This is a genomic window from Achromobacter sp. ACM03 (assembly GCF_014851665.1).
Lineage (GTDB): Bacteria > Pseudomonadota > Gammaproteobacteria > Burkholderiales > Burkholderiaceae_B > Achromobacter > Achromobacter aegrifaciens.
Genome location: NZ_JACVAD010000008.1, coordinates 34,074 through 60,383 on the forward strand (window position 1 = coordinate 34,074; position 26,310 = coordinate 60,383).

Annotated in this window: 25 protein-coding genes; 7 read left to right on the forward strand and 18 right to left on the reverse strand. The window is 63.6% G+C overall.

Features of this window, described 5'->3' with window-relative positions; genetic code table 11:
- Positions 1-25: 25 nt before the first annotated feature.
- Positions 26-1,129 (reverse strand): NAD(P)-dependent alcohol dehydrogenase, encoded by a 1,104-nt coding sequence (locus IB257_RS26685; RefSeq protein WP_192493070.1) that lies wholly within the window; start codon positions 1,127-1,129, stop codon positions 26-28.
- A gap of 384 nt (positions 1,130-1,513) precedes the next feature.
- On the opposite strand from IB257_RS26685, the gene IB257_RS26690 reads away from it, so the two are divergent.
- From IB257_RS26690 to IB257_RS26705, 4 genes are all read left to right on the forward strand, one after another.
- Positions 1,514-2,509 (forward strand): tripartite tricarboxylate transporter substrate binding protein, encoded by a 996-nt coding sequence (locus IB257_RS26690; RefSeq protein WP_370528716.1) that lies wholly within the window; start codon positions 1,514-1,516, stop codon positions 2,507-2,509.
- Between the two features lie 89 nt (positions 2,510-2,598).
- Entirely contained in the window at positions 2,599-4,770 is a 2,172-nt protein-coding gene (locus IB257_RS26695; protein ID WP_192493071.1) for an acetate--CoA ligase family protein, read from the forward strand.
- A 6-nt stretch (positions 4,771-4,776) separates the two neighbouring features.
- On the forward strand, positions 4,777-5,553 hold the full coding sequence (locus IB257_RS26700) for an enoyl-CoA hydratase/isomerase family protein (RefSeq protein WP_175212869.1): 777 nt from the start codon (positions 4,777-4,779) through the stop codon (positions 5,551-5,553).
- Between the two features lie 82 nt (positions 5,554-5,635).
- Complete coding sequence (locus IB257_RS26705) at positions 5,636-6,664, forward strand: tripartite tricarboxylate transporter substrate binding protein (RefSeq protein WP_225589253.1); 1,029 nt, start codon at positions 5,636-5,638, stop codon at positions 6,662-6,664.
- Positions 6,665-6,712: 48 nt separating this feature from the next.
- Here IB257_RS26705 and IB257_RS26710 read toward each other — a convergent pair whose 3' ends face one another.
- From IB257_RS26710 to IB257_RS26745, 8 genes are all read right to left on the reverse strand, one after another.
- Positions 6,713-6,982 carry a CoA transferase gene (locus IB257_RS26710; RefSeq protein ID WP_370540130.1) on the reverse strand — a complete coding sequence of 90 codons (270 nt, stop codon included), beginning with the start codon at positions 6,980-6,982 and terminating at the stop codon, positions 6,713-6,715.
- Positions 6,983-7,030: 48 nt separating this feature from the next.
- Positions 7,031-8,590, reverse strand: coding sequence for an acyl-CoA synthetase (locus IB257_RS26715; protein WP_192493072.1), 1,560 nt, complete (start codon positions 8,588-8,590; stop codon positions 7,031-7,033).
- Between the two features lie 140 nt (positions 8,591-8,730).
- A complete protein-coding gene (locus tag IB257_RS26720; protein WP_192330636.1) occupies positions 8,731-9,876 on the reverse strand; it encodes a thiolase in 1,146 nt (381 codons plus the stop codon).
- Positions 9,873-10,313, reverse strand: a complete 441-nt coding sequence (locus tag IB257_RS26725; RefSeq protein ID WP_192493073.1) for a Zn-ribbon domain-containing OB-fold protein — start codon at positions 10,311-10,313, stop codon at positions 9,873-9,875. The genes IB257_RS26720 and IB257_RS26725 overlap by 4 nt, the downstream gene beginning before the upstream one ends.
- Positions 10,310-11,173: a MaoC family dehydratase gene (locus IB257_RS26730; RefSeq protein ID WP_192493074.1), complete on the reverse strand. Its 864-nt coding sequence runs from the start codon at positions 11,171-11,173 to the stop codon at positions 10,310-10,312. Before IB257_RS26730 ends, IB257_RS26725 begins: the two co-directional genes overlap by 4 nt.
- A 3-nt stretch (positions 11,174-11,176) precedes the next feature.
- Entirely contained in the window at positions 11,177-12,118 is a 942-nt protein-coding gene (locus IB257_RS26735; RefSeq protein WP_175213163.1) for an SDR family oxidoreductase, read from the reverse strand.
- 68 nt (positions 12,119-12,186) lie between these two features.
- Positions 12,187-13,044, reverse strand: a complete 858-nt coding sequence (locus IB257_RS26740) for a MaoC/PaaZ C-terminal domain-containing protein (protein ID WP_192493075.1) — start codon at positions 13,042-13,044, stop codon at positions 12,187-12,189.
- 12 nt (positions 13,045-13,056) lie between these two features.
- Positions 13,057-13,983 (reverse strand): SDR family NAD(P)-dependent oxidoreductase, encoded by a 927-nt coding sequence (locus tag IB257_RS26745; protein WP_175213164.1) that lies wholly within the window; start codon positions 13,981-13,983, stop codon positions 13,057-13,059.
- A 240-nt stretch (positions 13,984-14,223) separates the two neighbouring features.
- On the opposite strand from IB257_RS26745, the gene gcvA reads away from it, so the two are divergent.
- Complete coding sequence (gene gcvA / locus IB257_RS26750) at positions 14,224-15,120, forward strand: transcriptional regulator GcvA (protein WP_192330643.1); 897 nt, start codon at positions 14,224-14,226, stop codon at positions 15,118-15,120.
- A 30-nt stretch (positions 15,121-15,150) separates the two neighbouring features.
- On the opposite strand, the gene IB257_RS26755 is transcribed toward gcvA, so the two are convergent.
- The 8 genes from IB257_RS26755 to IB257_RS26790 form a co-directional block, all read right to left on the reverse strand.
- Positions 15,151-16,314, reverse strand: coding sequence for an acyl-CoA dehydrogenase family protein (locus IB257_RS26755; protein ID WP_192493076.1), 1,164 nt, complete (start codon positions 16,312-16,314; stop codon positions 15,151-15,153).
- Positions 16,311-17,474 carry an acyl-CoA dehydrogenase family protein gene (locus tag IB257_RS26760; protein WP_192493077.1) on the reverse strand — a complete coding sequence of 388 codons (1,164 nt, stop codon included), beginning with the start codon at positions 17,472-17,474 and terminating at the stop codon, positions 16,311-16,313. Before IB257_RS26760 ends, IB257_RS26755 begins: the two co-directional genes overlap by 4 nt.
- Positions 17,475-17,537: 63 nt before the next feature.
- Entirely contained in the window at positions 17,538-18,686 is a 1,149-nt protein-coding gene (locus IB257_RS26765) for an acetyl-CoA acetyltransferase (protein WP_192493125.1), read from the reverse strand.
- The gene (locus IB257_RS26770) at positions 18,686-19,078 is read right to left on the reverse strand and encodes a Zn-ribbon domain-containing OB-fold protein (RefSeq protein WP_192493078.1); all 393 of its coding nucleotides are present in this window, start codon (positions 19,076-19,078) and stop codon (positions 18,686-18,688) included. The genes IB257_RS26765 and IB257_RS26770 overlap by 1 nt, the downstream gene beginning before the upstream one ends.
- A 45-nt stretch (positions 19,079-19,123) precedes the next feature.
- Positions 19,124-19,783 carry an alpha/beta fold hydrolase gene (locus IB257_RS26775; RefSeq protein ID WP_225589255.1) on the reverse strand — a complete coding sequence of 220 codons (660 nt, stop codon included), beginning with the start codon at positions 19,781-19,783 and terminating at the stop codon, positions 19,124-19,126.
- On the reverse strand, positions 19,780-21,876 hold the full coding sequence (locus tag IB257_RS26780; RefSeq protein WP_370540131.1) for an acetate--CoA ligase family protein: 2,097 nt from the start codon (positions 21,874-21,876) through the stop codon (positions 19,780-19,782). Before IB257_RS26780 ends, IB257_RS26775 begins: the two co-directional genes overlap by 4 nt.
- 53 nt (positions 21,877-21,929) lie before the next feature.
- Positions 21,930-23,087 (reverse strand): acyl-CoA dehydrogenase family protein, encoded by a 1,158-nt coding sequence (locus IB257_RS26785; protein ID WP_192493080.1) that lies wholly within the window; start codon positions 23,085-23,087, stop codon positions 21,930-21,932.
- 247 nt (positions 23,088-23,334) lie between these two features.
- Positions 23,335-24,402, reverse strand: a complete 1,068-nt coding sequence (locus IB257_RS26790; protein ID WP_119449837.1) for an MBL fold metallo-hydrolase — start codon at positions 24,400-24,402, stop codon at positions 23,335-23,337.
- Positions 24,403-24,474: 72 nt separating this feature from the next.
- Between IB257_RS26790 and IB257_RS26795 the strand changes: the two genes are divergently transcribed.
- Together IB257_RS26795 and IB257_RS26800 are read left to right on the forward strand one after the other, a co-directional pair.
- A complete protein-coding gene (locus IB257_RS26795; RefSeq protein ID WP_054455614.1) occupies positions 24,475-24,855 on the forward strand; it encodes a MerR family DNA-binding transcriptional regulator in 381 nt (126 codons plus the stop codon).
- Between the two features lie 10 nt (positions 24,856-24,865).
- Entirely contained in the window at positions 24,866-25,198 is a 333-nt protein-coding gene (locus IB257_RS26800; RefSeq protein ID WP_054455615.1) for a YnfA family protein, read from the forward strand.
- 99 nt (positions 25,199-25,297) lie between these two features.
- Here IB257_RS26800 and IB257_RS26805 read toward each other — a convergent pair whose 3' ends face one another.
- On the reverse strand, positions 25,298-26,269 hold the full coding sequence (locus IB257_RS26805; protein ID WP_119449836.1) for a tripartite tricarboxylate transporter substrate binding protein: 972 nt from the start codon (positions 26,267-26,269) through the stop codon (positions 25,298-25,300).
- Positions 26,270-26,310 lie beyond the last annotated feature (41 nt).

A 26,310-nucleotide genomic window follows, 5' to 3' on the forward strand; every position in this document is an offset into this window, starting at 1 on the left:
GAATAGAGAAGTGCGGCGCCCGCATTCAGGGCAGCAGTACGGGCTTGGTGCAAAGGCCTTGTTGCTGCTCGGCAATCGCACGGTTGATCTCGGCCAACGGGTAGGTCTTGATCAGCTTGTCGAAGGGGAATCGACCTTGAAGATGGAGCTCCATCAATTCTGGAATGAACTGATCCGGGTCGCTGTCGCCTTCGATGATGCCCCGGTACGTGTATCCGTTCCCCATCGCCGTCAAGAGAGTTCCGGGCAGCCCCAGCTCTCGCGCCGCCGCGGGCGGTACGCCGACGAAGCCGAATGTGCCGCGCGGCGCCAGACACGCCGGCACCGCGCCGACGACGGCCGGAACGCCGCTGGTATCGAGCACGTAGTCGGCCCCGTGCGGGGAGATCGATCTGACCGCCATCCCCAGATCGGGCGCCCCTGCGGGATCAATCGTGTGGGTCGCACCCAGCGTAAGCGCGAGGTCCCGCCGTAGCGCATTGGGTTCGACGACGATAATGGTCTGACAGCTCTGGACTACCGCGCCCATGACTGCGCTGAGCCCGACCGCCCCGCCGCCGAAAACAAGCAGCGTCGAGCCGGGCCGGCATGCCATCGAACGCATGACGGCGCCGGTTTGTACTCCGCACCCCAGCACACCGGCGATATGCAAAGGCATCTCTTGCGGGACTTTGACGACATTGCGCTCCAGGGCAATGGCGTGAGTCGCAAATGACGACTGGCCGAAGAAGCTCCCCGAGATCGCCCCATTGCCATCGCACAGGGTTGCGGAGCCGTCAGCGCGCGCGCCCCGATAGTTCAGGGTACGCCTGGCGTGGCAATAGGCTGGCTCATGCCGCTCGCAAGTTGGACACCGCCCACAGGACAGGAATGTGATCGCGACGCGGTCTCCGGGCTGGACCTTGCGCACCTCGGTCCCAACCGCTTCAACGATACCGGCGCCTTCATGTCCGAAGACGGCGGGCATCGCCATGGGGAACGAACCCGCTTGCGCAACCAGGTCGGTATGACAAATCCCGGCGCCGACTATGCGGATCAAAATCTCATCCGCACGCGGGGCATCCAGTTCGATCTGCTCAAGCGTGAACGGGGCGTTGGGCGCCCGCGTGACCGCTGCCACGATCTGCATCTATGTCTCCTGCTCCTTGGAACTCGTCCTGCGCGATCTGCCGTGCCGCCCGTGACGGCGCATCGGGCAATCTGGATTGACCCGCGCGGACCATCGAATTTTTTACGAAGCTCATGATGAACCTGGATGTCCTCGCGCAACACTTCACGTTGCTCCGGAAGACATTCCATAAATACATAGCTTCCGGATCGCAGGCATCCCGCAGGATCGCCCGACTCTGCCGAAGTACGAGCTTGATGCTCCGGACCGTGCGGCAGAAATCGCCGCAAACGCGCCGCAGCGTTCACAGCCATGCGTTTTCCTCAACTTTTCCATGCGCAATGCGAAGTTTTCAGGCCTGAATCGACAGTCCAACATTTCCCAATCAACCAGGGGAACATAGGCATGAACATCGATAGCCGCCACTTGCGGCGCGTAATTTCCACCTTGGCCACGGCATCTCTTGCGGTCGTGGCATGGTTCGCCACAGGTACTGCAAACGGCGCCAATTACCCTGATCACGCCATCCGGATGGTCGTGCCATTTCCGCCAGGAGGCGCCACCGATACGGTCGCTCGCATACTGGCAAAAAGCATGTCCGAGGAGCTCGGCCAGAGCATCGTGATCGAGAATCGCGCCGGCGCAGGCGGCATCATCGGCGCCGAAGCGGTAGCCAAGGCCGCGCCGGATGGCTACACCATCCTCGCCAGTACCGCCGGCGTGCATGTCGTCAACCCCGCAATCTACGCAAAGCTTCCTTATGACCCCGTAACCAGCTGGGCGCCGGTCAGTCTCGTCATCCTGGCGCCAATGACGATCACGGTACGGACGGAATCGCGCTTCAAGACGCTGCGGGAACTGGCCGCCTATGCGAAGAATCACCCTGGCAAGCTGACCTATGCCTCTCCCGGCAGCGGTACGTCCCCGCATCAGGCGGGCGAAGCGCTCAAGCACGCGGCGGGGATCGACATCCTGCACGTGCCGTACAAGGGCGCGGGGCCGGCCACCACGGACTTTCTCGGCGGACGAATCGACATGATGCTTTCCTACGTCGGTTCGGCCTATCCGTCCATGCGCGACGGCAAGTTGCGCATACTGGCCGTCGGCAGTCGCGAACGCATGCCGCTTCTGCCCGGGGTACCCACGATGGGCGAAGAGCTGGGGCAGCCAGACTATGTCTCCGACACCTGGACGGGCATCGTCGCGCCTGCCGGCACGCCGCCCGCCGTCATCCAGCGCCTGAACCGGGCGGCGGCCTTTGCCCTGGAAGCGAATCGCGCCCAGCTGCTGGCATCGGGCTACCAGGTCCTGGGCGGCACGCCTGAAGCGATGCGCCAACGCCTGGAGCAGGAACACCGGACCATTACGCCGCTGCTCGCCAAGATCATGAATCGCAACTGACACGCCCGCGACGGATACCCGCAGCACGGGCGACTCTCAACGACAGCCCCATTTCCCATAAGCCAACCAAGAACAGGATGATTCGCGCCTTGAACAGCCTCTCCTCTCTCTTCTCCCCGAAGCACGTGGCGGTCGTCGGCGCCTCGGAAGACACCAACAAGATCCGTGGGCGCCTGCTAAAACTGCTGCGCACGGGCGGCTTCGCCGGGGCGATCTATCCCGTGAATCCGAGCAGCTCCACCATTCAGGGGCTGCAGGCCTACCCGAACGTGCTGGCCCTGCCCGAAGCCGTGGACCTCGCCTTGATCGCCGTCGCGGCCCCTCAGGTCATGGAGGTGCTCGAACAATGCGCCGGACGCGGCATCAAGGCTGCCGCCATTTTCTCCGCAGGGGCCAGCAACGCCAGCCACGGCGAGCGGCTGCAAGATCGGGTCGCCGCTTTCGCGCGGCGCACCGGCATGCGTATTCTTGGGCCCAACGCGGAAGGCTTCATCGATATCGAATCCGGCATGACCGCCACGTTCAGCCCGACGCTGGAGGCCATGCCGGCGCCGCCTCACGGTTCGCTGCCCTTGCGCAGCCCCGTCAGCATCGTCTCGCAATCGGGCGCCATGGCGTTCGCGCTGTATAGCCGCGCTTGCCGTGAGCATATCCCGATCGGCCGCCTCGTCTCCACCGGCAATGAGGCCGACGTCGAAATGCTGGAGGTCGTTGATCACTTGATCGCGCAAGGGACATCCAAAGCCATCCTGTTGTTCCTGGAAAGCTTTCGCGATCCGGAACGGTTTGCCCAGGTCGCCGCGCGCGCCGCCGACGCCGGCATCGTCCTGGTGGTGGCCAAGGTGGGACAGTCCATGGCGGGCCAACGTGCAGCAGTCTCGCACACCGCTCATCTCACCGGCGCAGACACCGCCTATGAGGCCGCTTTCCGGCGTTATGGGGTCATCCGCGTCGACAACCCCGAGCAGATGCTCGCCATCGCAGCAGCCGTCAGCGTTGGCGCCCAGCCCCAAGGCAAGCGCGTCGGCATCATAACCACCTCGGGCGGCGCTGGCGGTTGGGCCGCCGACATCTGCGAACGTGCGGGGCTCGACGTTCCCGAGCTGACCCCGGCCCTGAAGCAAGAACTGGCAGCCATCGTGCCGGACTACGGCTCCAGCGAGAACCCCGTCGACGTCACAGCTCATGTCGTCGAGGACGGCGGCGCGACGCTGATGCGCATACTCGAACTGCTGGAACGCGCGCCTGACCTCGATGTGGGATTGATCATTGTGTCGCTGGTCAGTTCACGCCGCATTCCGGATATGCAGGCCCAGTTGGCTCCGCTCCTGGCCAAATCCACCCGGCCGCTCGTGTTCCATTCTCCGGGCGTTCCGGCGCCTTCTGGCCTGGAGACCCTGGCCCGCCTTGGCGGCTTGCACCTGGACCTGGAGGGCTTCGCCTATGCGATGACGAAGCTGGACGACTATCGGCTGTTTCGCGACCAATGGCTCTCCCGCCGCGCCGCCGAGTCGGCCATTCCCAGCGTGGCGACCCCGCGCGTAACGCTACCCGGCGCGGGCGGCTCACTGGACGCCGCTCAAGCACGGGCGTTGCTTTCAGCCTATGGCGTTCCCATGGCGCCCGAAGCGCTCGCCACCAGCGCATCTCAAGCCGTGGCGGAAGCGGAGCGCATCGGTTGGCCGGTTGTGCTCAAGGTCGTCTCCGCCGACATTCCGCACAAGACCGAGGCGGGCGGCGTAGCGCTGAACCTGACTGGCGCCGCGGAGGTAGAGGCGGCCTATGCGGGCATCATCGCCAACGCCAGGCGCTATGCGCCCAAGGCCCGTATCGAAGGCGTACAGATCCAGAAGATGATGCCCCCAGGACGAGAAATGGTGGTGGGTACCGTCAACGATCCCGATTTCGGCCCCCTGGTGATGTTGGGCTTTGGCGGCATCTACGTCGAGGTTCTGCGCGACGTCGTATTCGCTGCCGCGCCGTTGGATCTCACCATTGCGCGCGACATGATTTCGCGTCTGCAGGGCAGTGCGATCCTGGAAGGCGTGCGAGGTGAGGCTGCCTCGGATCTGGACGCGCTCGCGCAAGTTCTGGTGGCGGTCTCGGACCTGCTTGCCGCGCATCCGGGGCGCATCGACGAGATCGACCTGAATCCGGTCCTGCTTTACCCGCAAGGCCAGGGTGCCGTCGCGGTCGATGCCCTGTTGGTATTGACCGAAGAAACTGCGCCATCCGCCGCTGAATCGGAAATTGGGAGATAAGCAATCATGGCCGAGATCGAATATCAAAAAGCAGGGGCGGTCGCACGCATCACCCTCAATCGGCCCGAGCGCAAGAATGCGCTCGCCAACAACATGCGTCAGGACCTGGCCGACGCTTTCACCAATGCCAACCGCGACGACGAAGTGCGGGTCGTCGTTCTCACCGGCGCGGGCGACAGCTTTTGCGCTGGCGCCGACGTCGCGAAACTGGCAGTGCGCGATGTCAAGGGGTCGCGCAACAACCTTCAACACAATGCGCACGCGCTCATCCGCAATCTCTACACCATAGAAAAACCCGTGATCGCTGCCGTGCGCGGTTCAGCCGTGGGCATCGGTTTGAGCATGATGCTGGCCTGCGACCTGGTGATCGCGTCCGAGACGGCCAGCTTCTCCTGCATTTTCGCGCGCCGCGGCCTGGCGCCCGATTCCGGCGCGGTGTTCTTCCTGTCACGCCTGATCGGGCTGGCGCGCGCGCGCGAGCTCGTATTCACCGCAAGCTCCTTCTCAGCCCAAGAGGCTGCCGAGATGGATCTGATCACGCGCGTAGTGCCGGACGGCGAACTTGAATCCGCCGCGGACCAACTGGCGCAAACGCTGGCGACTCAGCCTACCTACGCATTGGCGATGGCAAAGAAGATGTTCCACTTTTCGCTATCGCCCAGCCTGGACCAATTCCTCGATCTCGAAGCCATGATCCAGCCGCAGATTCACCAAACGCAGGACTTCAAGGAAGGCATCGCCGCTTTCAACGAAAAGAGGCCGCCTCGTTTCATCGGACGCTAGAGACTGCGCATTGCAGTCTTGGCAACGTATTGCAGGAAAAACCAATACTGCGCCGGCTCTGACCGGCGCGAGGAGACAAACCATGCTTTATCGCACTTCCTGGCGTCGGAAGGCCGCCATGCCTATGCTGGCCATGAAGGCCAAACGGATCGGATGGACTGCCGCCGCCTTGGCAATTCTGCCCTTTTCCCTGTACGCCCAGACCGATTATCCGTCCAGGCCGCTGCGGATGATCGTGCCCTATCAGGCTGGCGGACAGATCGATAATGTCGCGCGCGCGGTTGCCGAAGGTCTGGGCAAGCGCCTTGGGCAGCCTGTACTCGTCGAGAACAAGCCTGGCGCAGGCGGAATCATCGGCACCAATACCGCCGCCAAGTCCGCTCCGGACGGATACACCTTGCTGCTGACCATCGCAACCCCGCTCAGTGCGAACTTGGTTCTTTACAAAAAGCTGCCCTACGACCCTCGCACCGAGTTGCAGCAGATCTCCGATGTCTCCAAGAGCTCGGCCGTGATCGTTGTCCACAAGTCGCTGCCGGTAAATACCATCGACGAGCTGATAGCCTACGCAAAGAAGCACCCTGGTACGCTGCGAATAGGGTCGTGGGGGCCGGGGTCCTCGCCACAGATCATTCAGCACTATATGAACAAGACATATGGCATCGACATCCTGAACGTGCCGTACAAGGGCGAATTGCCTATCGTGACGGATTTGCTTGCCGGTCAGATCAACATTGCCGTCGCTTCGGTTTCCTCGCTCAAGCAGCACATCGCTTCCGGCCAGATTCGGGCCCTTGCCATCCTCGGCAGCAAAAGAATCGGCGCGTTCTCGGATGTCCCCACCGTGGCAGAGGAGGGTTATGACAGCACGGCTTTCCACGTCTCCACGCCAACCACGGTGCTTGCTCCAGCCAAAACGCCTCCGGAGATCATCGAGCGCCTGGGCCGTGAAGTCAGCGCTGCGGTGAAGACTCCAGAGGTCAGGCAACGACTGCTTGGGATGGACCTGGAACCCATCGGAAACCTGCCCCATGAGGCCCAGGCCGAGTACAACGCCTATCTCCCTATCGTCCTCAAGCTGACGGCCGAGACTGGAGTAACGGTGGAATGATTCTTGGCGGCCAACGGCGGGCATAAGCGGGCCGTTGGCCGTCGGGGGTCACGACAGCGTGCGCCAGACGTTGAGGGCTGCGGCGCCCTCCAACACGGCAAGAATCACCTCGCCATGCTCGCCACGGGCCGTCTCGGGCCCCTCTGACGTCTTCAGGTCAGCCACAATGGACCGTTTGCCCCGATTGAGCAGCTTGGCCACAGCGGCAGAGCCGCTTTCCCCAGCCGCCTCGGCGCCTTCGACGGCGATTACCTCAGCCCCCAGGACTGCGCCGGCCTGGTGCGAAAGCGGGCGAGTATTTCGGACCCTGATCTTCACGTACCAGTCTGCCAGACGCTCACGTACTGCGGCTTCCCTGGGACACCGCTAATTGGCGGAGGGCTTTGGCCAATACTTCTCACGCAGGGCTTGCTTGTATAGCTTCCCGGTAGGCAGGCGCGGCAATTTCTCAACGAATTCGACCGACCTCGGCACCATGTAGCGCGCCACTTTTTGGCGGCATAGTGCAAGCAGCTCATCGACCAGCATTTCCGACGGCGCTACGCCGGCGGCCGGTTCAATAATGGCCTTGACCTCTTCGCCCATCTCCGGATTCGGCACACCGATCACTGCGACATCGCCAACGCTGGGGTGCATCTGCAACGCGTCTTCTATGGCCTGTGGATAGATGTTGACGCCTCCGGAGATGATCATGAAGGCCTTGCGGTCCGTGAGATACAGGTAGCCGTCGGCATCCACATGCCCGATGTCGCCGATAGCCGTCCAGGTCGGATGGCGCGGATGCTGCGCGGCGCGCGTCTTTTCAGGATCGTTGTGGTAACGGAAAGGCAGCTCGTCCCGCTCGAAGTAGACCAGGCCGGTTTCTCCGACCGGCAGCTCATTGCCAGTCTCGTCACAGATATGAAGGACTCCTGTTGCCGCCCGGCCCACCGAACCAGGATGGGTCAGCCATTCCTCGCTATCAATCGACGTGGTGCCGTTGCCTTCTGTCGCCCCGTAGTACTCGTTCAGAATGGGCCCCCACCACGCGATCATCTGACGCTTTACCTCGACGGGACACGGTGCGGCGGCATGGATTGCCACGCGGTGGCTCGACAGATCGAACGCCTGGCGCTCCGCTTCGGGCAGCTTCAACATGCGGATGAACATGGTCGGCACCCACTGACTGTGTGTGACCCGGTGCCGCGCTATCAGAGCGAGCGCCTCTTTCTCGTCGAACTTTTCCATGAATACCACGGTGCCGCCCTCGAACTGAACGTTGAGCGCAAACCCCAGTGGAGCGGCATGGTAGAGCGGCGCGGGCGACAAGTAGACGGTTTCGCAGGAGTAGCCGTAGCGCTTGGTCTGACTGCTACGCTGCGGCGTAGGTTCATCGTTGACTTTGCGTTCGAGCAAATTACGCAGGATGCCCTTGGGCCGCCCCGTCGTCCCTGAGCTGTAGAGCATGGTGGCGCCCAGCCACTCTTCCTCGAGCCGCTGCGCCGGGAAGGGCGCCACAGCTGCCTCGTAACCGTCCCAGCCTTCGATAACGCCATCGATCATCAGGCGCGCACGGCAGCCCGGCATACGCTCGGTCAGCGCCCCAGCCAATTCGCTCATGGCGAGCGAGCTGACGACGACCTGCGCTTCGCAATCGGCAATCAGATAGACAGCCTCGTCAACGCTCAGGAATCGATTGATCGGCGTGATCAGCAGGCCCGAACGCAACGCCGCCCAGCAGATCTCGAAACAACGGGCGTTGTTCTCGAGCAGCATCGCGATGTGATCTCCGCGCCGCAGGCCCAAGGCGTACAGGTACTGCGCGAAGCGATTTGAACGTTCATCGAGCTCCCGAAAACTCAGCACCTCGCCGGTGGTCCCGTTGATGACGGCCGGCTTGTCCGGCGTCAAAGCGGCGTGATCGCCGAGATAGCGCGGATTCTCCATACTGATCTGTCTCCTTGGCAACTGCCTTGCCTAAACTGGTGATGTCGGGCGCCGCGATTCTCGAAGCGGCCCAGGACCATGTCCCGCCAGCTATGCATCACGGCCTGCGGGACTCATAAAGATTTCAAATATCTTGGTCCTCAAGGCGACTGGTTGGACAGCACCAACGTAGCCGCCGCGGTGAACATGCCACCCACGCCCTGGACCACGCTGGTCCGCACCTTGTCCAACTGACGGAACGCCTCGCCTCGCAATTGCCTGACCGCCTCCTGGATCGCGAACATGCCGTACATGCCAGTGTGCGTGTACAGGATGCCGCCGCCGTTCGTGTTCAGCGGCAGACGCCCGCCAGGCCGAGTATTGCCTTCCGCAATGAAGGCGCCTGCTTCACCACGGCCGACGAATCCCATGTCTTCCAGGCCATACAGGGGCAAGTGCGCGAACGCGTCATAAATCATCAGGTGATCGACGTCAGCATGGCTGATGCCGGCCTCGGCAAAGGCCGCGCGGCTGGAGATCCGAAATCCCTTCGACGAAGTCATGTCATCCATCATCGACACCAAGGGACTGTCGCAAGCCTCGCCCGAACCGAGCAGATAGACCGGGGAATCAGCGCGACGCAAATTGCGCGCGCGCTCAGCCGTGGTCACCACCAACGCGCCGCCGCCGTCGGTCACCACGCAGCATTCGAGCTTGTGGAAAGGATAGGCGATCATGGGCGAGGCCATCACGTCTTCGACCGTCAACAGCTTGTTCCGGCTTGCGCGCGGGTTACCGTTGGCCCAGTGACTTTGCGCCACCACAACTTCCGCCAATTGCTCGTGCGTAGTGCCGGTTTCATGCATGAAACGCAACGCAGGCAAGGTGAACATATTGGGCGGCGCCGATACACCGTAAGGCAGTTCGAACTGCCCGTTCATCGAATACGGAGGACGCCGGTTCAGTGCTTTCCCTACGCGCGAACGTCCCGATTCTCCGTGCAATACCAGCACGGTCGAGCAATAACCGGCGCGAATGGCAGCCGCCGCATGCCGCAGGTGGATCAGGAAGGAACATCCCCCCACAGACGTGCCGTCGTACCACTTGGGCGTCACGCCCAGGTAATGCGCGACTTCAATCGGCGAGTCGCCCGCGCTGGTGATCCCGTCGACGTCGGCCAGCGTCAGGCCGGCATCCGCCAGCGCTCGATGGGCAGCATCCGCCCGCAGGTCCAGTTCGGAAAGTTGCGGCAAGGCGCCGAGTTCAGTCTCGGCGGCGCCGGCAATGGCGATTACGGGGCCCGTCATGACGCGCCTCCTTTGGTATTGGTCGGTCGGAAAAAGGGAAGGACCTCTTCCCCGCGGGTCTCGAACACAACTTCGAGCGGCATATCCAGAGGCAGCGCCTGAGGGTCGGCGGGCACGCCCACGAGATTCGACAGCATCCTGGGCCCCTCTTCCAGCTTCACGACGGCGATCACGTAGGGGACCTCGTTTTCCCAACCCGGCGCAGCCAGGTGGCTGATGACGTAGGAGTGCAGGCTGCCCCGACCGCTTGCGCGGACCCAGGTCAGTGCGTCAGCGCCGCAAGCGGGGCAGCGCGTGCGTGGATAAAGATGGTGGGCATGGCAGCTGCCGCAACGCTGCAGCCGCAGCTCTCCTGCCCTCGTTCCTTCCCAAAAGGGCAGGGTGGTCGGCGTGGGAACGGGCGCTGCCTTGGGCCGCGATGAATTCTTTGTGTTCATTGCTGCGCCTCCTGGCGGACCTTCATCAGGCCATGGTCGATCACGATCTCCCCGGCCCCGTCAAACGTACGGAAACGGACGTCCCCAGCCTCCTGCCAGGCGTGCACCAACAACGTCTCTCCGGGCATGACGGGGCGCGTGAAGCGTGCCGACATCGAACGCATCCGGTCCGGGTCGCTGCCGCAGAACGCATGGAGCAGCAGTCTTCCGGTGATTCCGTAGGTGCACAGGCCGTGCAGGATTGGGCGGGGGAATCCTCCCTTGGCGGCAAACGTTGGATCGCTGTGCAAAGGATTGCGGTCTCCGCTGAGACGGTACAGCAGCGCCTGATCGGGTCGGGTGCCAGCCGTGAGCACGGCATCCGCAACCCGCTCGGGCATCGGGGAGGACTGGGCAGATTTACGTTCGCCGCCGAAGCCGCCTTCGCCACGCAGGAAGGCTGCCGAGGCGCAGGTGATGAGCAATTCGCCCGAGACCGCATCGACGGCCTGGGCTTCATTACGAACCAGCGCGCCGGAACCTTTGTCCTCGATGGCCGTCACCCGATTGGTGACGCGCACCCGTCCCTCCACAGGCAGGGGACGATGCACCTCGAAGGCCTGTTCGGCATGGACCACCTTGGTACGGTCGATCGCTCCCAGATCCGGCCTGAGACCGGCGTTCTGCACAATCACTACGGCATAGGTCGGAAGCAGGCGCTGGGACACGCCTGCCGAGTTCTCCGTGGTGAATGCAAGCTCTTGTAGCGCGTCGTCTTGGCCCGCGCCCACGCCAATTGCATAGAGCAGGGCGTCGCGGTGGGTCCAACTCACTTCCGCCGTACCGCCAGAACGCCCCACTGCATTGAGGTCTAGCGCCATGACTTAGACTCCTTCAGGCGGGGCGGGAATCTCGCCAGTGGTGAGGGCATTGGGCGCGGCGCGACGGACCAGGTCAGGAATCAGCGCTCCCAGTTCCTCCGTATGCCAGCGACCTTCCTTTTCGATGCGCGGGCCGGCGCGCCAACCTTCAGCCACCGTGATGCGCCCGCCGCGCACGCCGAACACCCGTCCCGTAATGCCGCTGGATTCCGTGCTGCCCAGCCACGCAATCAACGGCGCCACGTTGGCGGCGTCGAGCGGATCGAACTCGCCGGCCGCCTTCACCGCGCCCGCGCCCAGCTTTTTTGCAAAGATGTCTTCGGTCAGCCGGCTCATCGCAGTCGGGTAGATGACGTTGACCGTCACGCCGTAGCGCTCGAGCTCGCGAGACGCAATCACCGACATCGACGTGATGCCCGCCTTGGCCGCGCCGTAGTTGCTTTGACCAGGATTGCAATACAGGCCCGAGGACGAGCTGGTATTGATCATGCGTGCGACGCGCGGGCGTCCCGCCTTGGATTCGTCGCGCCAGTAGGCGGCCGCATGACGCGCCGGAGCAAAGGTGCCGCGTAGGTGAACGCGGATCACGGCGTCCCAGTCTTGTTCTTCCATGTTGGCGAGGGTCTTGTCGCGTAGGATGCCTGCGTTGTTGACCAGAACGTCCAGCCCGCCAAACTCGCGTATCGCCGTGTCGATCAGGCGACGCGCGCCCTCCCAGTCCGCAACATCGTCCGTATTCGCCACCGCGACACCACCAAACGCGCGAATCTCGGCCACTACCTCCTCGGCCGGTCCCGTGGCGCCGCCATTACCGTCGCGGGCAGAACCGAGATCGTTCACCACGACCTTGGCGCCCTGACGCGCGAACTCGAGCGCGTACTGGCGGCCAAGACCGCGCCCTGCGCCAGTGATAACCACAATCCGACCCTCGCATTGCTTTTGCATCGTCATCTCCTTGTTTTTGGGAATCATCGGCTTGCGACAGCTCCAAGTCCTGGAGTGCCAGCCATTGTTCAATTGAGCACGGCGCACCCATGCTCCAGTACGCGCTTGCCCCGATCGCGAGAAAAAGCCTGAAAGCTCACGACGTTGTCGTGTCGCCAGAACTCGAAGCCCAGTGTTTCTCCGGGAAAGACCACGGAAGAAAACCTGGCCTCGAAGGATTTCACTCGCTCTACTTCGTAGCGCAGCGGCCCTTTCAGCAACGCGCGCATTGCCATGCCGTAGGTGCACAGGCCGTGCAGGATGGGGCGATCGAATCCCGCCCTGCGCGCAACGGCGGGATCAACATGCAGCGGATTGCGATCGACATTGAGGCGGTAGAGCAGCGCGGCGTTGGGTGCGGTAGCCAAATCCACCACCATGTCGGGGCTGCGCTGCGGGACAGCATGCGGCGCAACCGGGCTGCCATACGACGCACCGAAGCCGCCGTCCGCACGGCAGTAGGAACTATGCAGAATGGTCGCCAGCTCCTGGCCCGTGGCTTGGTCCACCAGCGTGCGCTGGACATGAACGAGAGCGCCCTTGTCGGCGCCTTTGTCTTCGATGCCGACAACGCGCGCTTGCGCGCTTAACGCTCCATGGCTGGGCAAGGGCGCGTGGAACTCGATGCGTTGCGCGCCATGCACGATCTTCTCGCGCGTCATGCCGGTGCGCGGGTCGCTTGCCCATGGACCCAGGTGGCACAGCACGGCCGCCATGGTAGGCACCGCCAGCAGGTCCCGTTCATAAACGAAAGGCAGTTCCTGTTCGTCCAGCGGATCCGTTCCGAATCCCAGGCTAAGCGCGTACAGCATGGTTTCGCGCTGGTCGTAGCGCTGATTCGGTGGCTCGAAGCGCCAATCACGGACGGTCTCGAAGTTCAACGGCATGGGAAGCTCCTGTCAGATTGCTTCCCACCCGAAAACGTCGCGTGTGCGTTCCGGCGGCGTGAAGCTCGAGCGGAAGGCCGGCGTCAGGGTCTGCGCCAGGCGCTCCGGCGTCCAACCGTCCGCCCGATGCAGGGTTCGTACCGGCCGCGGCTGACCATACAGATAGATCTCGTTGCCACGTGCGCCGAATATCTGGCCTGATACCTCCTTGGCAGCCTCTGAGCAGAGGTAGACCGCAAGCGGAGCGATCTGGTCCGCCCGCGTCATGGCGCGGCGCTTGGCGAGATTGCGTTCCTGCTCTTCGGGCGACAGTCCCGGCACGCTTTCGATCATGCGGCTGAATGCGTGGGGCGCGATGCAGTTCGAACGCACGCCATACCTCGCCATGTCCAGCGAGATCGAGCGCGACAGCCCGACGATTCCCATTTTTGCGGCCGCATAGTTTGCCTGCCCGATGGATCCGATCAGACCCGCCGTTGATGTCATGTGAACCAGCGCGCCGCTGCCTTGTTCGCGGAAATGAGCCGCTGCCGCCCGGCTCATGTTGAACGAGCCGAACAGATGCACACGCAGGACCAGCTCGAAGTCTTCGGCGCTCATCTTGTGAAAGATGGAGTCCCTCAGAATGCCGGCGCTGTTCACCACGGCATCGATGCGGCCAAAGGTGGCAACTGCCTTCTCGATGATGGCGGCCGCCGAGTTCCATTCAGCGACGCTGTGTCCGTCTGCCACGGCTTGTCCGCCTTGAGCGCGAATTTCCTCCACCACGGCGCCGGCCGGCGTACCGCCGCCCGCTTCGCCAGAAAGGGAAACGTCGAGGTCGTTGACCACGACCTTGGCACCTTCGCGCGCCATTGCCAACGCCACTTCCTTGCCGATGCCGCCCCCCGCGCCGGTCACGACCACCACCTTGCCTTCCATCAAGCCACTAGCCTTCATTGAATGCTCCAACAATTTGTTCGGTTGGTCATGGACGCGCGGGAAATCCACACAGGAACCGCTGAGAGATTGCGGCGATTTCCTTGCGCACCTTTAATTCATATCTCGCGCTTTTATGGCTGCACGCGGATCAAGAAACTGAGCGATATTCTGCGTCCTCTTTGCAGATCATGCGTACTTCCAATCGCTCGCTGAGCTATGATTTGCGGGAATATCAACGCCCTACAGGGAACTCAAAAAATGGGCCGTCGAATTCCCCCTCTGAATCCGCTACGCACCTTCGAGGCAGTAGCGCGACATGAGAACCTCACGAAGGCTTCCAAAGAGCTGCATGTCACGCAGTCCGCCGTCAGCAGACAGATCGCGCTGATCGAGGACTACCTCGGCGTACCCCTTTTCAACCGCAGCCGGCACGGCGTGCACCTCACCCGCGAAGGCAAGATTTACGCGGACAAGGTGGTACAGGCCTTCGCCACGATCGCAACGGCCACGGAGGAGTTGGTCAGGAAGCGCGAGGGTCAAACCGTGCGCGTGCGCACCTACATGACGTTCGCGGTACGCTGGCTGATTCCGCGTCTTCCGGCGTTCCAGGCCCTGCGCCCCGACATCGAACTTTCCTTGAGCATCGCCGTTCCCGAAGTGAATTTCGATCGGGACGACGTGGATGTGGCCATCCAATTCGGAAACGGCAAATGGCCCAACATGCAGACCGATCTGCTGTTCCTGGACAACGTCGAGCCTGTGTGCTCGCCAAAATTCCTGCAGCAGCACCTGGCGGCCGGGGAGTCCCCCTCCAAGCTGTTGACGCAGCGCCTGCTGGTCAGCCACTATCGCCGCACGGACTGGAACGAGTGGCTTGAAAGCACGGGACTGACAACGGCCGCGGAAGGCGCGGAACGCATGACTTTCAGCAGTTCGGTGCTGACCTACCAGGCTGCTGTCGATGGCCTGGGAATCGCAGTAGGCCAAACCGCGATGCTTTCACAGGAGCTGCTTACCAAGCAGCTCGTGCGCCCGTTCGCACAGCCTTTCTCGCGGGGGCTGGGCTACTACCTGCTACGCCCCAACCATGCCGAGGACGGCCACCACGTAGCGGCATTCCGCAACTGGCTAATGGAGACTGCCGCGCGCGAATGACGCGTTTTTTCGCGCGATGATTTCATCAATCTAAGCAGGCAGACCGAGCGCACGCCGCGCGAGAATATTGCGTTGCACTTGCGCAGTTCCGCCGAAAATCGTGACGGGCCGCGCGATCATGTAGAGCCATTCCAGGTCTTCCTTGAGGCCGATTCCGGGCGCGGCTCCGATGACTCCGCCATAGTGGCCTGCAAGTTCCTGTATGGACTCCGTGAGGCGTTGCAGAAGCTCGGCGTTGAACAATTTCAACATCATGAAATCATGATCGGAATCATCAGGCTCATTGCCCCGAATGGCGGCCTCGCAACTCAATTCATACAACGCGCATGCATCCGCCACGTCACTCGCGTGACGCCCATGAAGCTCAAGATAGCTTGCCGATGACGACGCGCCGACGGCAGCCGCCGTGTCGCGCAGCACGGTCAATGCGTAGCGGACCAGCTCCGGCGAGCCGTGGCTGAAGCGTTCGAAGCCGAGGAGCGCCTTGGCGACCGACCAGCCTTCATCCACGCGTCCGACGACGTTTTCCGCCGGTACCGCCACGTCCTTGAAAAATACTTCGCAGAAATGCTCGTCTCCAGCCAGCGTGCGGATCGGCCGGATCTCGATACCCGGCGTGTTGAGGTCGGCGAGCAGAAAAGTGATGCCTTGCTGCTTCCTGGGCTGCACGCTGGTCCGCACCAGCATGAAAATCATGTTGGCGTCGGTGGCCAGGGTAGTCCAGATCTTCTGGCCGTTGACCACATAGCGATCGCCCTCAAGAACGGCTGCTGTCTTCAGATTGGCAAGGTCCGAACCCGCGTTCGGCTCCGAGTAGCCCTGGCACCACATGTCCGCGCAAGACAGGATGCGCGGCAGGTAATAAGCCTTCTGCTCCTCGGTGCCATAGCGGATGAGCACCGGCGCAAGAAGTCGCAGACCATGGTCGATGGGACGGGCTACGCCGAAGCGCTCGAGCTCCTCCTGGTAGATCAGCTGTTTGCGCATCGACAATCCCATTCCGCCATATTCGGCGGGCAGGCCCGGAGCGCGCCATCCATCCCGCAACTGGCTTTGCAGCCAGGTCCTGGCGGCCTTGCCGGTCAGGCGCTTCAGCGGATTGCGCAGATCTGACGGATAGTTCTGCGCAATCCAGCTGCGGAATCTTGCTCGAAAGGCCTCGTCGGAAAGCGTGTTGAAGTCGCTTCTGCTCATGCGTCTGCTCCTCGAGCGGCGCTGGCCTGCTCCTGCAACAACAGGCTGACGCGCCGCCGGTGCTGAGCGCCATTACCCAGCCATGCCGAGGCCCTGAGCGCGCTCTTCATGTACAGGCCGATATCCGCCTCCATGGCAAAGCCGATTGCACCGTGTACCTGCACGCCGAACCGGGCCGTGGCTAGCGCCGAATCGGACGCCCGGGCCTTGGCTGCGGAGATGGCGGCGCAGACCGCCGCGGGATGCCGGACTACATCGCCTGCAGCCTCCAGCTTCTGCAACGCTGACAGGTAAGAGGCTGCCGCGAGCCGGTGCTGCACTTTCAGATCCACGGCCGCATGTTGCAGGCTTTGAAAACTGCCGATCTTCTGCCCGAACTGCTCTCTGGTCCGCATGTAGTCAAGCGCTATTTCAAAGGCGGCCAGCGCCATTCCGTCGAGCTGGGCGGCCACGGCGAGCAACGCCTCATCCAGCGCCCTCGCCAATGCCTGGAGCAAGGCCTCGCCTTCAAACAGCACCGCGCCCTGCGCCGGCGCATTCTCCAGGTACACGGTTCCCAGCGACGCCCCATCGCTGGTAGTCACCGTCTCCACACGAACGCCGGGCGCGGATCGCGCCACCGCCACCAGGACCGGTTGACCTTCCAGGCGAGCAGTCACCAGGAAGTCGTCGGCCATTGCCGCTCCGACCACACCGGCTTTGACGCCGCTGATGAGCAGGCCGGCTGGCCCGTTCGCCGCATTGGTGCGTACAGGACAGACATCCAGGGACTGGGGATCCTCCTGCCAGGCCACGGCGATGACCTTCTCGCCATCCGTCAACGCAGCCAGGATGTCGTGCCAGGCTGCGGCCCGATTCGCACTGGCGGCCAGCATGCCAGGCAAAAGCGCGCAGCCAACAAACGGTTCGGGCAACAGGAACTGGCCAAAGACTGCGGCAATGGCTCCCGCATGCCTTGCCTGCAGGCCACTGCCGCCCAGTTGCTCGGGCAGGCGCATGGCCAGCCAGCCCTGCCGCGCCAGCTTGGCCCATACCTGCCGATCATGCGCGGGACGTCCCGGCTTCACCTGCCGCAACCGCTCCATGGCGGACTCCTGCCGCATGAAGGTCTCGACGGAGGCCTTGAGAATGGACTCGGTTTCGTCGCTTTCTGTCAACATCTGCACTCCTCCACCGCTTCATAGGTCGTTCATGCAATGCGGACGCAAGCCGATACGGTCATGTCAAAGCGCGGCAGCCGAACCCAGAATCACCGTGCTCTGGCTCGACAGCACGCCGCCATTGCCATGTGCAAGCGCGATGTCGCAGCCGCTGACTTGACGCGCGCCACATTCTCCGCGGATCTGGCGAGCCGCCTCGATCAACAAAAACAAGCCATACATCCCCGGGTGGCAGTACGACAGGCCGCCGCCGTTGGTATTGGTAGGCAGAACGCCGCCTGGACGCAGCTTGCCATCGGCCACGAAGGGACCGCCTTCACCCTTCGCGCAAAACCCGAGATCCTCGAGAAACAGCAGGGTGGTGATGGTGAAGGCGTCATAGAGTTCGATGACATCTACGTCGCTGGGACCCAGCCCGGCCATCTGATAAGCCTTGGCCCCGGATAGCTTGGCCGCTGTCTCGGTCAGGTTGGCCATATTGGAGATCGACTGATGGCTATGGGCTTCCCCGCAACCAAGGACATACGCGGGCGGCTTGCGCAGATCCCGGGCGCGCGCAGCGGACGTCATCACCAACGCGCCCCCGCCATCGGTCACCAGGCAACTGTCGCGAATAGTCAGCGGATAGCTGACCATGCGCGCATTCAGCACGTCATTGACCGACAGGTCGCCCTGTTCCCACGCCATTGGATTCAGCTGCGCCCATTTCCGGGCCGCGACCGCGATTTCCGCGAGCTGTTCGCGCGTGGTGCCGTAATCATGCATGTGACGCGACGCCGCCATGGCATAGGCGCTGGCCGGCATGAAGGGGCGATACGGCGTTTCGTAGGGATTGGATTCCCGTCCGCCCACATTGCTGCGCCCGGCCGAGCGCTGCGTGCTTCCATAGGTGATGACGGCCACTTCGCACAACCCCGCCTCGATCGCCGCAGCCGCGTGCGCCACGTGCGTCATGAAAGAGGAACCGCCAAGATAGGTCGAATCCCCATAGCGCGGCTGGATGCCCAGGTACTCCTTCAGCGCCAAGGTCACCATCCGGCTCTGGGTGGCCGCGCCGAACAAGCCGTCTACGTCGTTGAGCTGTAGGCCGCAATCATCCAGCGCCCGCGCGATACCTTGCGCCATCAAGTCCAGGGGCGTCATGTCCTGCGCCACGTGACCGAGATCCGATTCCGCCACACCCACGATTGCCGCACTGGCTCGACCCATCATCACGCATCCTCCTTGCGTAGCGCGACAAACACCGGCAGCGGTTCTTCCGCATCGCCTTCTTCGACAAACCTGACTTCGACCCGCAACCCGATCTGAACCTCCATGGGCTCCATGCCGTCGACCCGCGACATCATGCGAAACCCCTCGTCCAGGTCGATCAGGGCGACATTGTGGGACGATCCATCCTTGTTCGACACCGCGGTGGTCGCGTACACGGTTCCTCGGCCAGCGCTGATGCGCCACTCAAGATCCGTCGAGCCGGAATAGGGACAAATCAGCCTAGGGAAAAAGACCGCGCGTGCGGCCTGCGGACTGTATTGATAGGCAAGCTTCCCCTGCTTGAGGTGATGCTTGTAGATCGCCAGAGGCGCTTGCTGCAGCTTGTTCTTCATGCAGATTCTCGATGGGGTGACAGGCGCGTCGCAGACAAGTCGGCGTCAGACCGGATAGCGGCGTTGTCCGGGGCCGAACCAGCTCGCCAGCATGGGATTGATTGTCTGCGCGCACTCGTATTGGACCCAGTGACCCGCGCCGGGCACGACACACCAATCGCCAGCAGCGCAGAGTTCGGCAAGCTGGTGCGCCAGAGTCATGGGGGTTGCGGTGACATCGTGTTCGCCCCAGATCAACAAGACGGGCTGGCTGAAGGCGGCCAGAGCTTCTGGCAATTGACGGGTCCGCGACAGCAGCCGGCTCTTGAATCGAGTGCGCAGACAGGAATGCTCATGCACCGCCAGCGCCAGCGACGCTCCAGCGCCGAGTAGCTGGTCCAGCGAAGCAATCAACGCATCGACAATCTGCATCAGCCGCTCCTGCTCGCCCGCGCGACTCGGCGGATCGCCGGAATCGCCGTATCCGGGCATATCGGGAATCAACAGAGTATGGTCCTGCGACAAGGCCTCTATGTTGCGGACCCAATGCAGCCAACTGCCGTGGCCGCCATGCAAGAGCACTAGCGGTGCACCGCTGCCAAACTCACGCCACGCAATCTTGCCGTGGCGTCCGTCCACATGATGCAATCGCGCCGCAGCGTCCAGGCGTGCGATCTCGGCTTGCGCGGCCTGCGCCAGGTCTGGTACGAACCCCGCGTCGTTCATGAGCGCAATACCAGCGCGTCCACCGCAATGACCCCACGGCCGTCTGGCATCACAAGCAGCGGATTGACCTCGGCCTCGCTGATTCCCAATTCAGGATGCAAGGCAAGCTGTGACAACTGCACGATGGCTTGCGCCAGCGCTTCGAGGTCCCCGCGCGCCTTGCCGCGCAGGCCCGACACGGTCTTCAACACCTTGAGTTCGCCGATCATCTCGCGCGCGCCCTCCAGGCCGACGGGCGCGAGCCGGACACTGCGGTCGCGGATGACTTCGGCCCAGACGCCTCCTGCCGCCAGCAGCACGATCGGGCCCGCATCAGGATCCACGCGATAGCCCAACAGAACCTCGGCAAGCCCCGCGCACATCGGCTGCACGAGGGCGAGATCGCAGGCCACGTCTGGCGCATGCCGGGCAAGATTCGAGCGCAGCTTGGCCAAAGCTTGCGTTAGCGATGCCGGGCTGTCGATCGACAGGACCACGCCGCCCACCTCGGTCTTGTGAGGAATCAGCTCGGAGCAGACCTTGGCCACAACGGGAAAATCAAAGGGCAGCACAGGTGCGGGCCCGGCCAGCGGCACCGTAACGAACGGCCCATGCGGCACTTCCAGTTTGTCCAGCACGGTATAGGCTTGCGCCTCGCTGAGCGCGCGCGGCGCAGCGCCTGCCGACGCGGGCGGGGCCTGGACCGTTGCCGTCATGGCGGGACGGCGCCGCGCAAAGACCGATGCAATGACATCGGCACAGTTTTCCGGAGAGCGGAAGCAGGGCACGTCCGCCGCGCTCAGCGCCGCCAGGGCCTCGGGAGCATCCGGCACGAGCATGGCGGCCAGGGGTTTGCCGCAGCCCATGCTGTCGATGATCGGCCTGACTGCGAGCTGGGGCTGGTGGCGCGCCGAGGAGCCCACCACGGCCACCACGAGATCGAACTCGGGAGCATCCAGCATGACGTCGAGACTTTTCTTCATCACCTCATAGCGCGTGCCGGCCAGCGTCAAGTCCAGCACGCGTCCGGCCGAAGCGGGAACGCCTTGCTCCCGCAAACGCTCCAGCGTCTGGGCAGATAGCGGTTCGACCACGACATCGCGTATGCCCAGCTGGTCCACCACCATGGCCGCGCCACCGCCCGTTGTAGTCACCACGCCCACACGCCGGGGCTTGGCGGCGTCATGCATCAGGGCGAAGCGCCGGGCCAGCGGCAAACCTTCCAGCAAGGCATCGAAGATGCCTATCCTGGCGATCCCGCAATCTTTGAGGAAAGCATCGGCGATATCGTCCTCGCCGGCCAATGCGCCCGTATGGGTAGCTGCCATTTCCGCCGCGGCGTCGGAGCGGCCCAGCTTGTACGCGATCACGGGCTTGCCGCGCTTGGCAGCCTCCATGGCAAAGGCGCGTAGCTCAGCGCCATGACGCAGGCTTTCGAGGAACAACAGATAGCCATCGATGGCGGGATCGTCAAGCGTGGCGGCGCAGATTTCACCGATGCTGAGATCGGCTTCGCTGCCTACCGACACCAGCCCGGCAAAGCCCACGCCGCGCGCTTTTCCGCGCGAGACCAGGGCGCCGATCATGCTGCCGCTGTGCGACGCCACGAATGTTCGGCCGGAAGGCAGGTCCGGCTCGGCAAACGCCGCGTTGGCGGTCAGGCGCAGGCCCGTCTCCGCATTGACCACGCCGAGACTGCTAGGACCCAGCAACCGCACCCCGGAGCGCTTTGCGAGCGCGCGCAAGGCCTGCTCCCGTTCCGCACCTTCCGCGCCCGCCTCGGAGTAGCCACTGGCAAGTATCGTTGCGACCTTGGCGCCGACCGCGGCGCATTGCTCCAGCGCCGCCTGGACGCCGTCCGTCGGCGTGAGTATGAAGACATGCTCGGGCACTTCCGGCAGGGATGCCAGATCCGGCCAGGCTCGTTCACCCTGCACGGTGCCGCGCCTGGGATTCACGGGATAGATCCTGCCGCCATAGCCGGCACGTCGCAGGAACTTCAGGGGTCTGCCGCTGGTCTTGCTGGCATCGTCGGAGATGCCGATCAGGGCAATACTGGCCGGATTGAGCAAGGCGGCGGCCAGCGCCGCCCCCGAGACTGACTCTGTATTCATCGAGAGGGACTTGGTGTTCATCGTTGAGAATCGCACTCGATAGGCGCCTTATCTCATTTGGCCAGGGGCGCGCGTTGCGAGAACTGGCGTTCGAACACGCCCTCGGCGATCCGGTTCTTGAGCATTTCTATCGATCCGCCCGCGATCATCCATCCGCGTATGCGGCGCACGCAGTATTCGACCAGCGATTCCTGGCTGTACCCCATGCCGCCCATTACCTGCAGGGCCTCGTTTGCGACGTCCCAGCCGGCCGTGTTGCAAGCCAGTTTCGCCAACGCTGTGTTGTGCGCCGAGGGCAGGCCATGTTCGCCCTCGAGCGCGGCGCGATACAGCATCAATTGCGCGGATTCGAGCTTCAACGCCATATCGGCGAATTTCCACTGAATCCCTTGGAATTCGCATAGTTCGCGGCCAAATTGCTTACGCAACCCGGCATGTTCGCGCGCCAGGTTAAAGGCGTGCCGCCCAAGCGCAAGCGAACGCGAGGAATTGCCCAGCCGCTCGACGTTAAAACCCGCAATCTGCTTTTTGAAGCCGCCCGCGCCAAGCAGCAGGTTGCCCACGGGGATGCGGCAGTCTTCAAAGTAGAGCTGGCACCATTGTTCGCCGCTCATGAAACTGGAGGGTTCGCCAACCGAGAATCCCGGCGCGCCGCGTTCCACCAGCACGGAACCGATGCCGCCGATGCCGGCGCCGAAACGCACGTAGATCAGAAACAGATCTGCTTCCGGACTGTGGGTGGAGAACACTTTGCTGCCGTTGATCACGATCTCGTCGCCGTCCAGGCGCGCGCTTGTCTTGAGTTCCGTCACGGCGGAGCCCGCGTCGGGTTCGCTCATGCCCAGGGCGATCAGCTTCCTGCCTGCCAGCAGGTCGGGCAGGAACCGCGCCTTTTGCTCTCGGGTGGCGTATTCGACAAAGGTGCGGATGGGACCAAAATTTCCCGCCTGCACGATATCCGCGCTTTTGGGGCAAACCAGCGCCACTTCCTGGATGGCCAACACGGCGTGCATCAGCGAACCGCCCTGGCCGCCGTCGGCTTCAGAAAAGGTGATACCGAGCAAGCCCTGCTCGGCCAGCAGACGCGCGGCATCCCATGGATACGCAGAGGAGTGCGCCCGCGCCAACGCCCCCGCGGCGAGCTTGTCTTGCGCAAAACGGCGGACGGCATCCGCGAAGGACTGATGCTCCTCAGTCAGATCGAAGTTCATGGGATTTTCCCGAGAGGTTCTGCATGCCGCACATGATGGTCGGATTCAGCATCTGTCGGAACTTCGCGCTATGAAGCGCAGGCATTACAAAATCTCATGAACGAATGTTGTCGGGAGCGGACGGCGGGTCCGACATTCGCTTGGGATGAAGCCATACGCGGCAGCCGCGTCGCCCCTCGGCGACGCGCGGCTGCCGGACTTGCCCGCAATAGCTGCAGGGCTACTGCTTATCGGCCCGATGCAGCGCTCAGGCGGCCGAAAACCGCATGATGCCGTCCGCGCCCAGCGCGCGCTTGAGCTTCCCTTCGAAATACAGTGCGTGCAGGTGCGCCAGCGCCTCGCCCATGGCGAAGGTCAGCTGGTGCAGGTCGAGCTTGCGCTTGAACAGCACCGGCACGATGTCGGTGGTCGATTGCGGCTGGACCGCACAGGCTTCCAGCACTTCCGCCAGGCGGTCGCGGTGGTGTTCGTGCTGTTGCGCGATGCGCTCGTGCAGACCCTTGAAAGGCCGGCCGTGCGAAGGCAGCACCAGCGTGTCCTCGGGCAGGTCGGCGTAGCCGTCCAGCGAGCGCAGGTACAGCGGCAGGGGATTCGCGTCGGGCTCGTAGTCGAACACGCTGACGTTGGTGGATATGCGCGGCAGCACCATGTCGCCGGAGATCAGCACGCGCAGGTCGGCGGAATACAGCGACGCGTGTTCAGGTGCGTGGCCATAGCCCACGATGACGCGCCAGTCGCGCCCGCCGATGCGCACCGCGTCGCCATGCAGGATGCGGGTGTAGCGCGCGGGCACGGCCGGCACCAGGTTGGGGTAGTAATTGGCGCGCTGGCGGATCTGCTCCTGCGCGTCGAGGTCAGTCAGGCCATGGCGCGCGAAGTGGTCCACCGCCGATTGGCCGCCCGGGCCGCCGCCGGCTTCGCCGCGGCGCGAGGACCACAGCGAGGCCACCATGAAGTCCGTCATCGTCATCCACAGGGGCGCATTCCAGCGTTCGCACAACCAGTGCGCCAGGCCGATGTGGTCGGGATGCATGTGGGTGACGATCACGCGCAGCACCGGCAGGCCTTCGAGTTCGGTCTCGAATACCCGTTCCCACAGCGTCTTCACTTCATCGCGGGTGATGCCGCAGTCGACGATGGTCCAGCCGTCGCGGCCGTCGATGTTGTCGCGCAGCAGCCAGAGGTTGATATGATCCAGCGCGAACGGCAGAGGCATCCTGATCCACTTGACCCCATCCGCCACCACGTGCGAACGGCCGGCTTCGGGCTGGAAATCGGCCCAGGGGTACTGCAGTTTCTGTTCGTTCGGATTCATTGCCTCTCCTCCACGCTTGACGATTGGGTCAAGTCATCATAATTTACGTTTACGTAAACTGCCACACGCCGCATGTCCCCGTCAACCTGGACCATCTCTGAACTCTCGCGCGAGTTCGACGTCACGCCCCGCACGATCCGCTTCTATGAAGACCAGGGGATCGTCAGCCCGGCGCGCGAAGGACGCAACCGCATCTTCGGGCCACGCGACCGCACGCGCCTGAAGCTGGCCCTGCGCGGCAAGCGCCTGGGCCTGCAATTGTCCGAGATCCTGACCTTGATCGACATGTACGACGGGCCGGGCGACACCGCGGTCCAGCTGCGCCAGTACCTGAGCGTGCTGGAACAGCACCGCTCCACGCTGGAACAACAGCGCCGCGACATCGAGGATACCCTGCGCGAGATCGCGCAGCAGGAACAGCAATGCCGCGAGCTGCTCGCGCAAAAGCCCTAGCGGGACGCGCATGGGCGCCCTGCAAACCCTCGCGCTGTTCATCCTGACGGCGCTGGCCGAGATCGTCGGCTGCTATCTGCCTTATCTTTGGCTGCGCAAAGGCCATTCCATCTGGCTGCTCGCGCCGGCGGCCGCCAGCCTGGCGCTGTTCGCCTGGCTGCTGACGCTGCACCCCACGGCTTCGGGCCGCGTCTATGCGGCGTATGGCGGCGTGTACATCGGCATGGCGCTGCTGTGGCTGTGGGCCGTGGACGGCGTGCGGCCCAGCATGAGCGACTGGCTGGGCGTGGGGCTGTGCCTGGCCGGAATGATGGTGATCATGTTCGGGCCGCGCAGCGCGTAGGCTGCGGCAAGCCTCTCGAAGCGTCCGCGGTCTTGGGCCGGCTCAAAAAAAAAGCGCGCCTAACCCCCAGGGGTCGCGCGCTTTTTTGCCAGGCAGAGCTTATTCGGCCTTGATGTTGCCTTCCTTGATGACTCGCGCGTTGTTCGCGAATTCCGCCTGCACCTGCTTGGCGAAGGCCTCGCCCGTGGCGGTGCCCGGTTGCAGGTAGGACTTGGCCAGCAGTTCCTGGAATTCGGCGCTGGCCACCGCCTTGGCCAAGGCGGCCTGCAGCGGCTGCGCGACGGCCGGCGGCAGATTGGCCGGCGCGAACACGCCGAAGTTGGAGTAGTACTGCGCCTGCGGCATCTTCAGTTCCGCCATGGTGGGCACGTCCGGCCAGGCGGCCAGGCGCTCGGGCGCCATCACGGCCAGCGGCTTGAGCGCACCGCTGGCAACGTGCGGCAGCACCACGTCGCTATTGACCACCAGCAGCTCGACCACGCCGCCCAAACCGTCGGTCAGCGCCTGGCTGTTGCCGCGGTAAGGCACGTGCAGCATCTTGGTGCCGGTCTGCGCCGTGACGGCCGACATGCCGATGTGGGCCACGGTGCCCTGGCCCGGCGTGCCGTAGCGCACGCCGTCGGGATGCGACTTGGCGTAGTCGATCAAGCCGGCGAAGTCCTTCACGGGCAGCGCCTTGGTGGCGACGATGGCGACGGGCGCTACCGCCACGCTGGCCACGGGCGTCAGGTCCTTCATCGGGTCATAGTTGGTCTTGGCCAGATGCGGGAAGATCGTCAGCGGGCTGGTGGAGGCCAGCAGCAGCGTGGTGCCGTCCGGCTGTGCGCGTGCCACGAAGTCGGTGCCGACGGAGGCGCCCGCACCCGGCTTGTTCTCGACGATGACGGTTACGTTGCTTTCCTTGCGCAGGACGTCGCCCAGGCGGCGTCCGATCGCATCGGCGCTGCCGCCGGCGGTGTAGGGCACGACCAGCGTCACGGGCTTGGCCGGCCAGTTCTGCGCCATGGCGCCGCTGGCCATGATTGCCAAGGCCGCCCCCGCGGCCTTGATCAGCAATGTCTTCTTTTTCATATCGTCCTGGTAATGTTGCGTGGCACTGCGTCAGATAAAAC

Coding starts and splice junctions, on each gene's coding strand:
- IB257_RS26685 (WP_192493070.1), bottom strand. CDS start 1,129: ATGCAGATCGTGGCAGCGGTCACGCGGGCGCCCAACGCCCCGTTCACG.
- IB257_RS26690 (WP_370528716.1), top strand. CDS start 1,514: ATGAACATCGATAGCCGCCACTTGCGGCGCGTAATTTCCACCTTGGCC.
- IB257_RS26700 (WP_175212869.1), top strand. CDS start 4,777: ATGGCCGAGATCGAATATCAAAAAGCAGGGGCGGTCGCACGCATCACC.
- IB257_RS26705 (WP_225589253.1), top strand. CDS start 5,636: ATGCTTTATCGCACTTCCTGGCGTCGGAAGGCCGCCATGCCTATGCTG.
- IB257_RS26715 (WP_192493072.1), bottom strand. CDS start 8,590: ATGGAGAATCCGCGCTATCTCGGCGATCACGCCGCTTTGACGCCGGAC.
- IB257_RS26720 (WP_192330636.1), bottom strand. CDS start 9,876: ATGACGGGCCCCGTAATCGCCATTGCCGGCGCCGCCGAGACTGAACTC.
- IB257_RS26725 (WP_192493073.1), bottom strand. CDS start 10,313: ATGAACACAAAGAATTCATCGCGGCCCAAGGCAGCGCCCGTTCCCACG.
- IB257_RS26730 (WP_192493074.1), bottom strand. CDS start 11,173: ATGGCGCTAGACCTCAATGCAGTGGGGCGTTCTGGCGGTACGGCGGAA.
- IB257_RS26735 (WP_175213163.1), bottom strand. CDS start 12,118: ATGCAAAAGCAATGCGAGGGTCGGATTGTGGTTATCACTGGCGCAGGG.
- IB257_RS26740 (WP_192493075.1), bottom strand. CDS start 13,044: ATGCCGTTGAACTTCGAGACCGTCCGTGATTGGCGCTTCGAGCCACCG.
- IB257_RS26745 (WP_175213164.1), bottom strand. CDS start 13,983: ATGAAGGCTAGTGGCTTGATGGAAGGCAAGGTGGTGGTCGTGACCGGC.
- gcvA (WP_192330643.1), top strand. CDS start 14,224: ATGGGCCGTCGAATTCCCCCTCTGAATCCGCTACGCACCTTCGAGGCA.
- IB257_RS26755 (WP_192493076.1), bottom strand. CDS start 16,314: ATGAGCAGAAGCGACTTCAACACGCTTTCCGACGAGGCCTTTCGAGCA.
- IB257_RS26760 (WP_192493077.1), bottom strand. CDS start 17,474: ATGTTGACAGAAAGCGACGAAACCGAGTCCATTCTCAAGGCCTCCGTC.
- IB257_RS26765 (WP_192493125.1), bottom strand. CDS start 18,686: ATGATGGGTCGAGCCAGTGCGGCAATCGTGGGTGTGGCGGAATCGGAT.
- IB257_RS26770 (WP_192493078.1), bottom strand. CDS start 19,078: ATGAAGAACAAGCTGCAGCAAGCGCCTCTGGCGATCTACAAGCATCAC.
- IB257_RS26775 (WP_225589255.1), bottom strand. CDS start 19,783: ATGAACGACGCGGGGTTCGTACCAGACCTGGCGCAGGCCGCGCAAGCC.
- IB257_RS26780 (WP_370540131.1), bottom strand. CDS start 21,876: ATGAATACAGAGTCAGTCTCGGGGGCGGCGCTGGCCGCCGCCTTGCTC.
- IB257_RS26785 (WP_192493080.1), bottom strand. CDS start 23,087: ATGAACTTCGATCTGACTGAGGAGCATCAGTCCTTCGCGGATGCCGTC.
- IB257_RS26790 (WP_119449837.1), bottom strand. CDS start 24,402: ATGAATCCGAACGAACAGAAACTGCAGTACCCCTGGGCCGATTTCCAG.
- IB257_RS26795 (WP_054455614.1), top strand. CDS start 24,475: ATGTCCCCGTCAACCTGGACCATCTCTGAACTCTCGCGCGAGTTCGAC.
- IB257_RS26800 (WP_054455615.1), top strand. CDS start 24,866: ATGGGCGCCCTGCAAACCCTCGCGCTGTTCATCCTGACGGCGCTGGCC.
- IB257_RS26805 (WP_119449836.1), bottom strand. CDS start 26,269: ATGAAAAAGAAGACATTGCTGATCAAGGCCGCGGGGGCGGCCTTGGCA.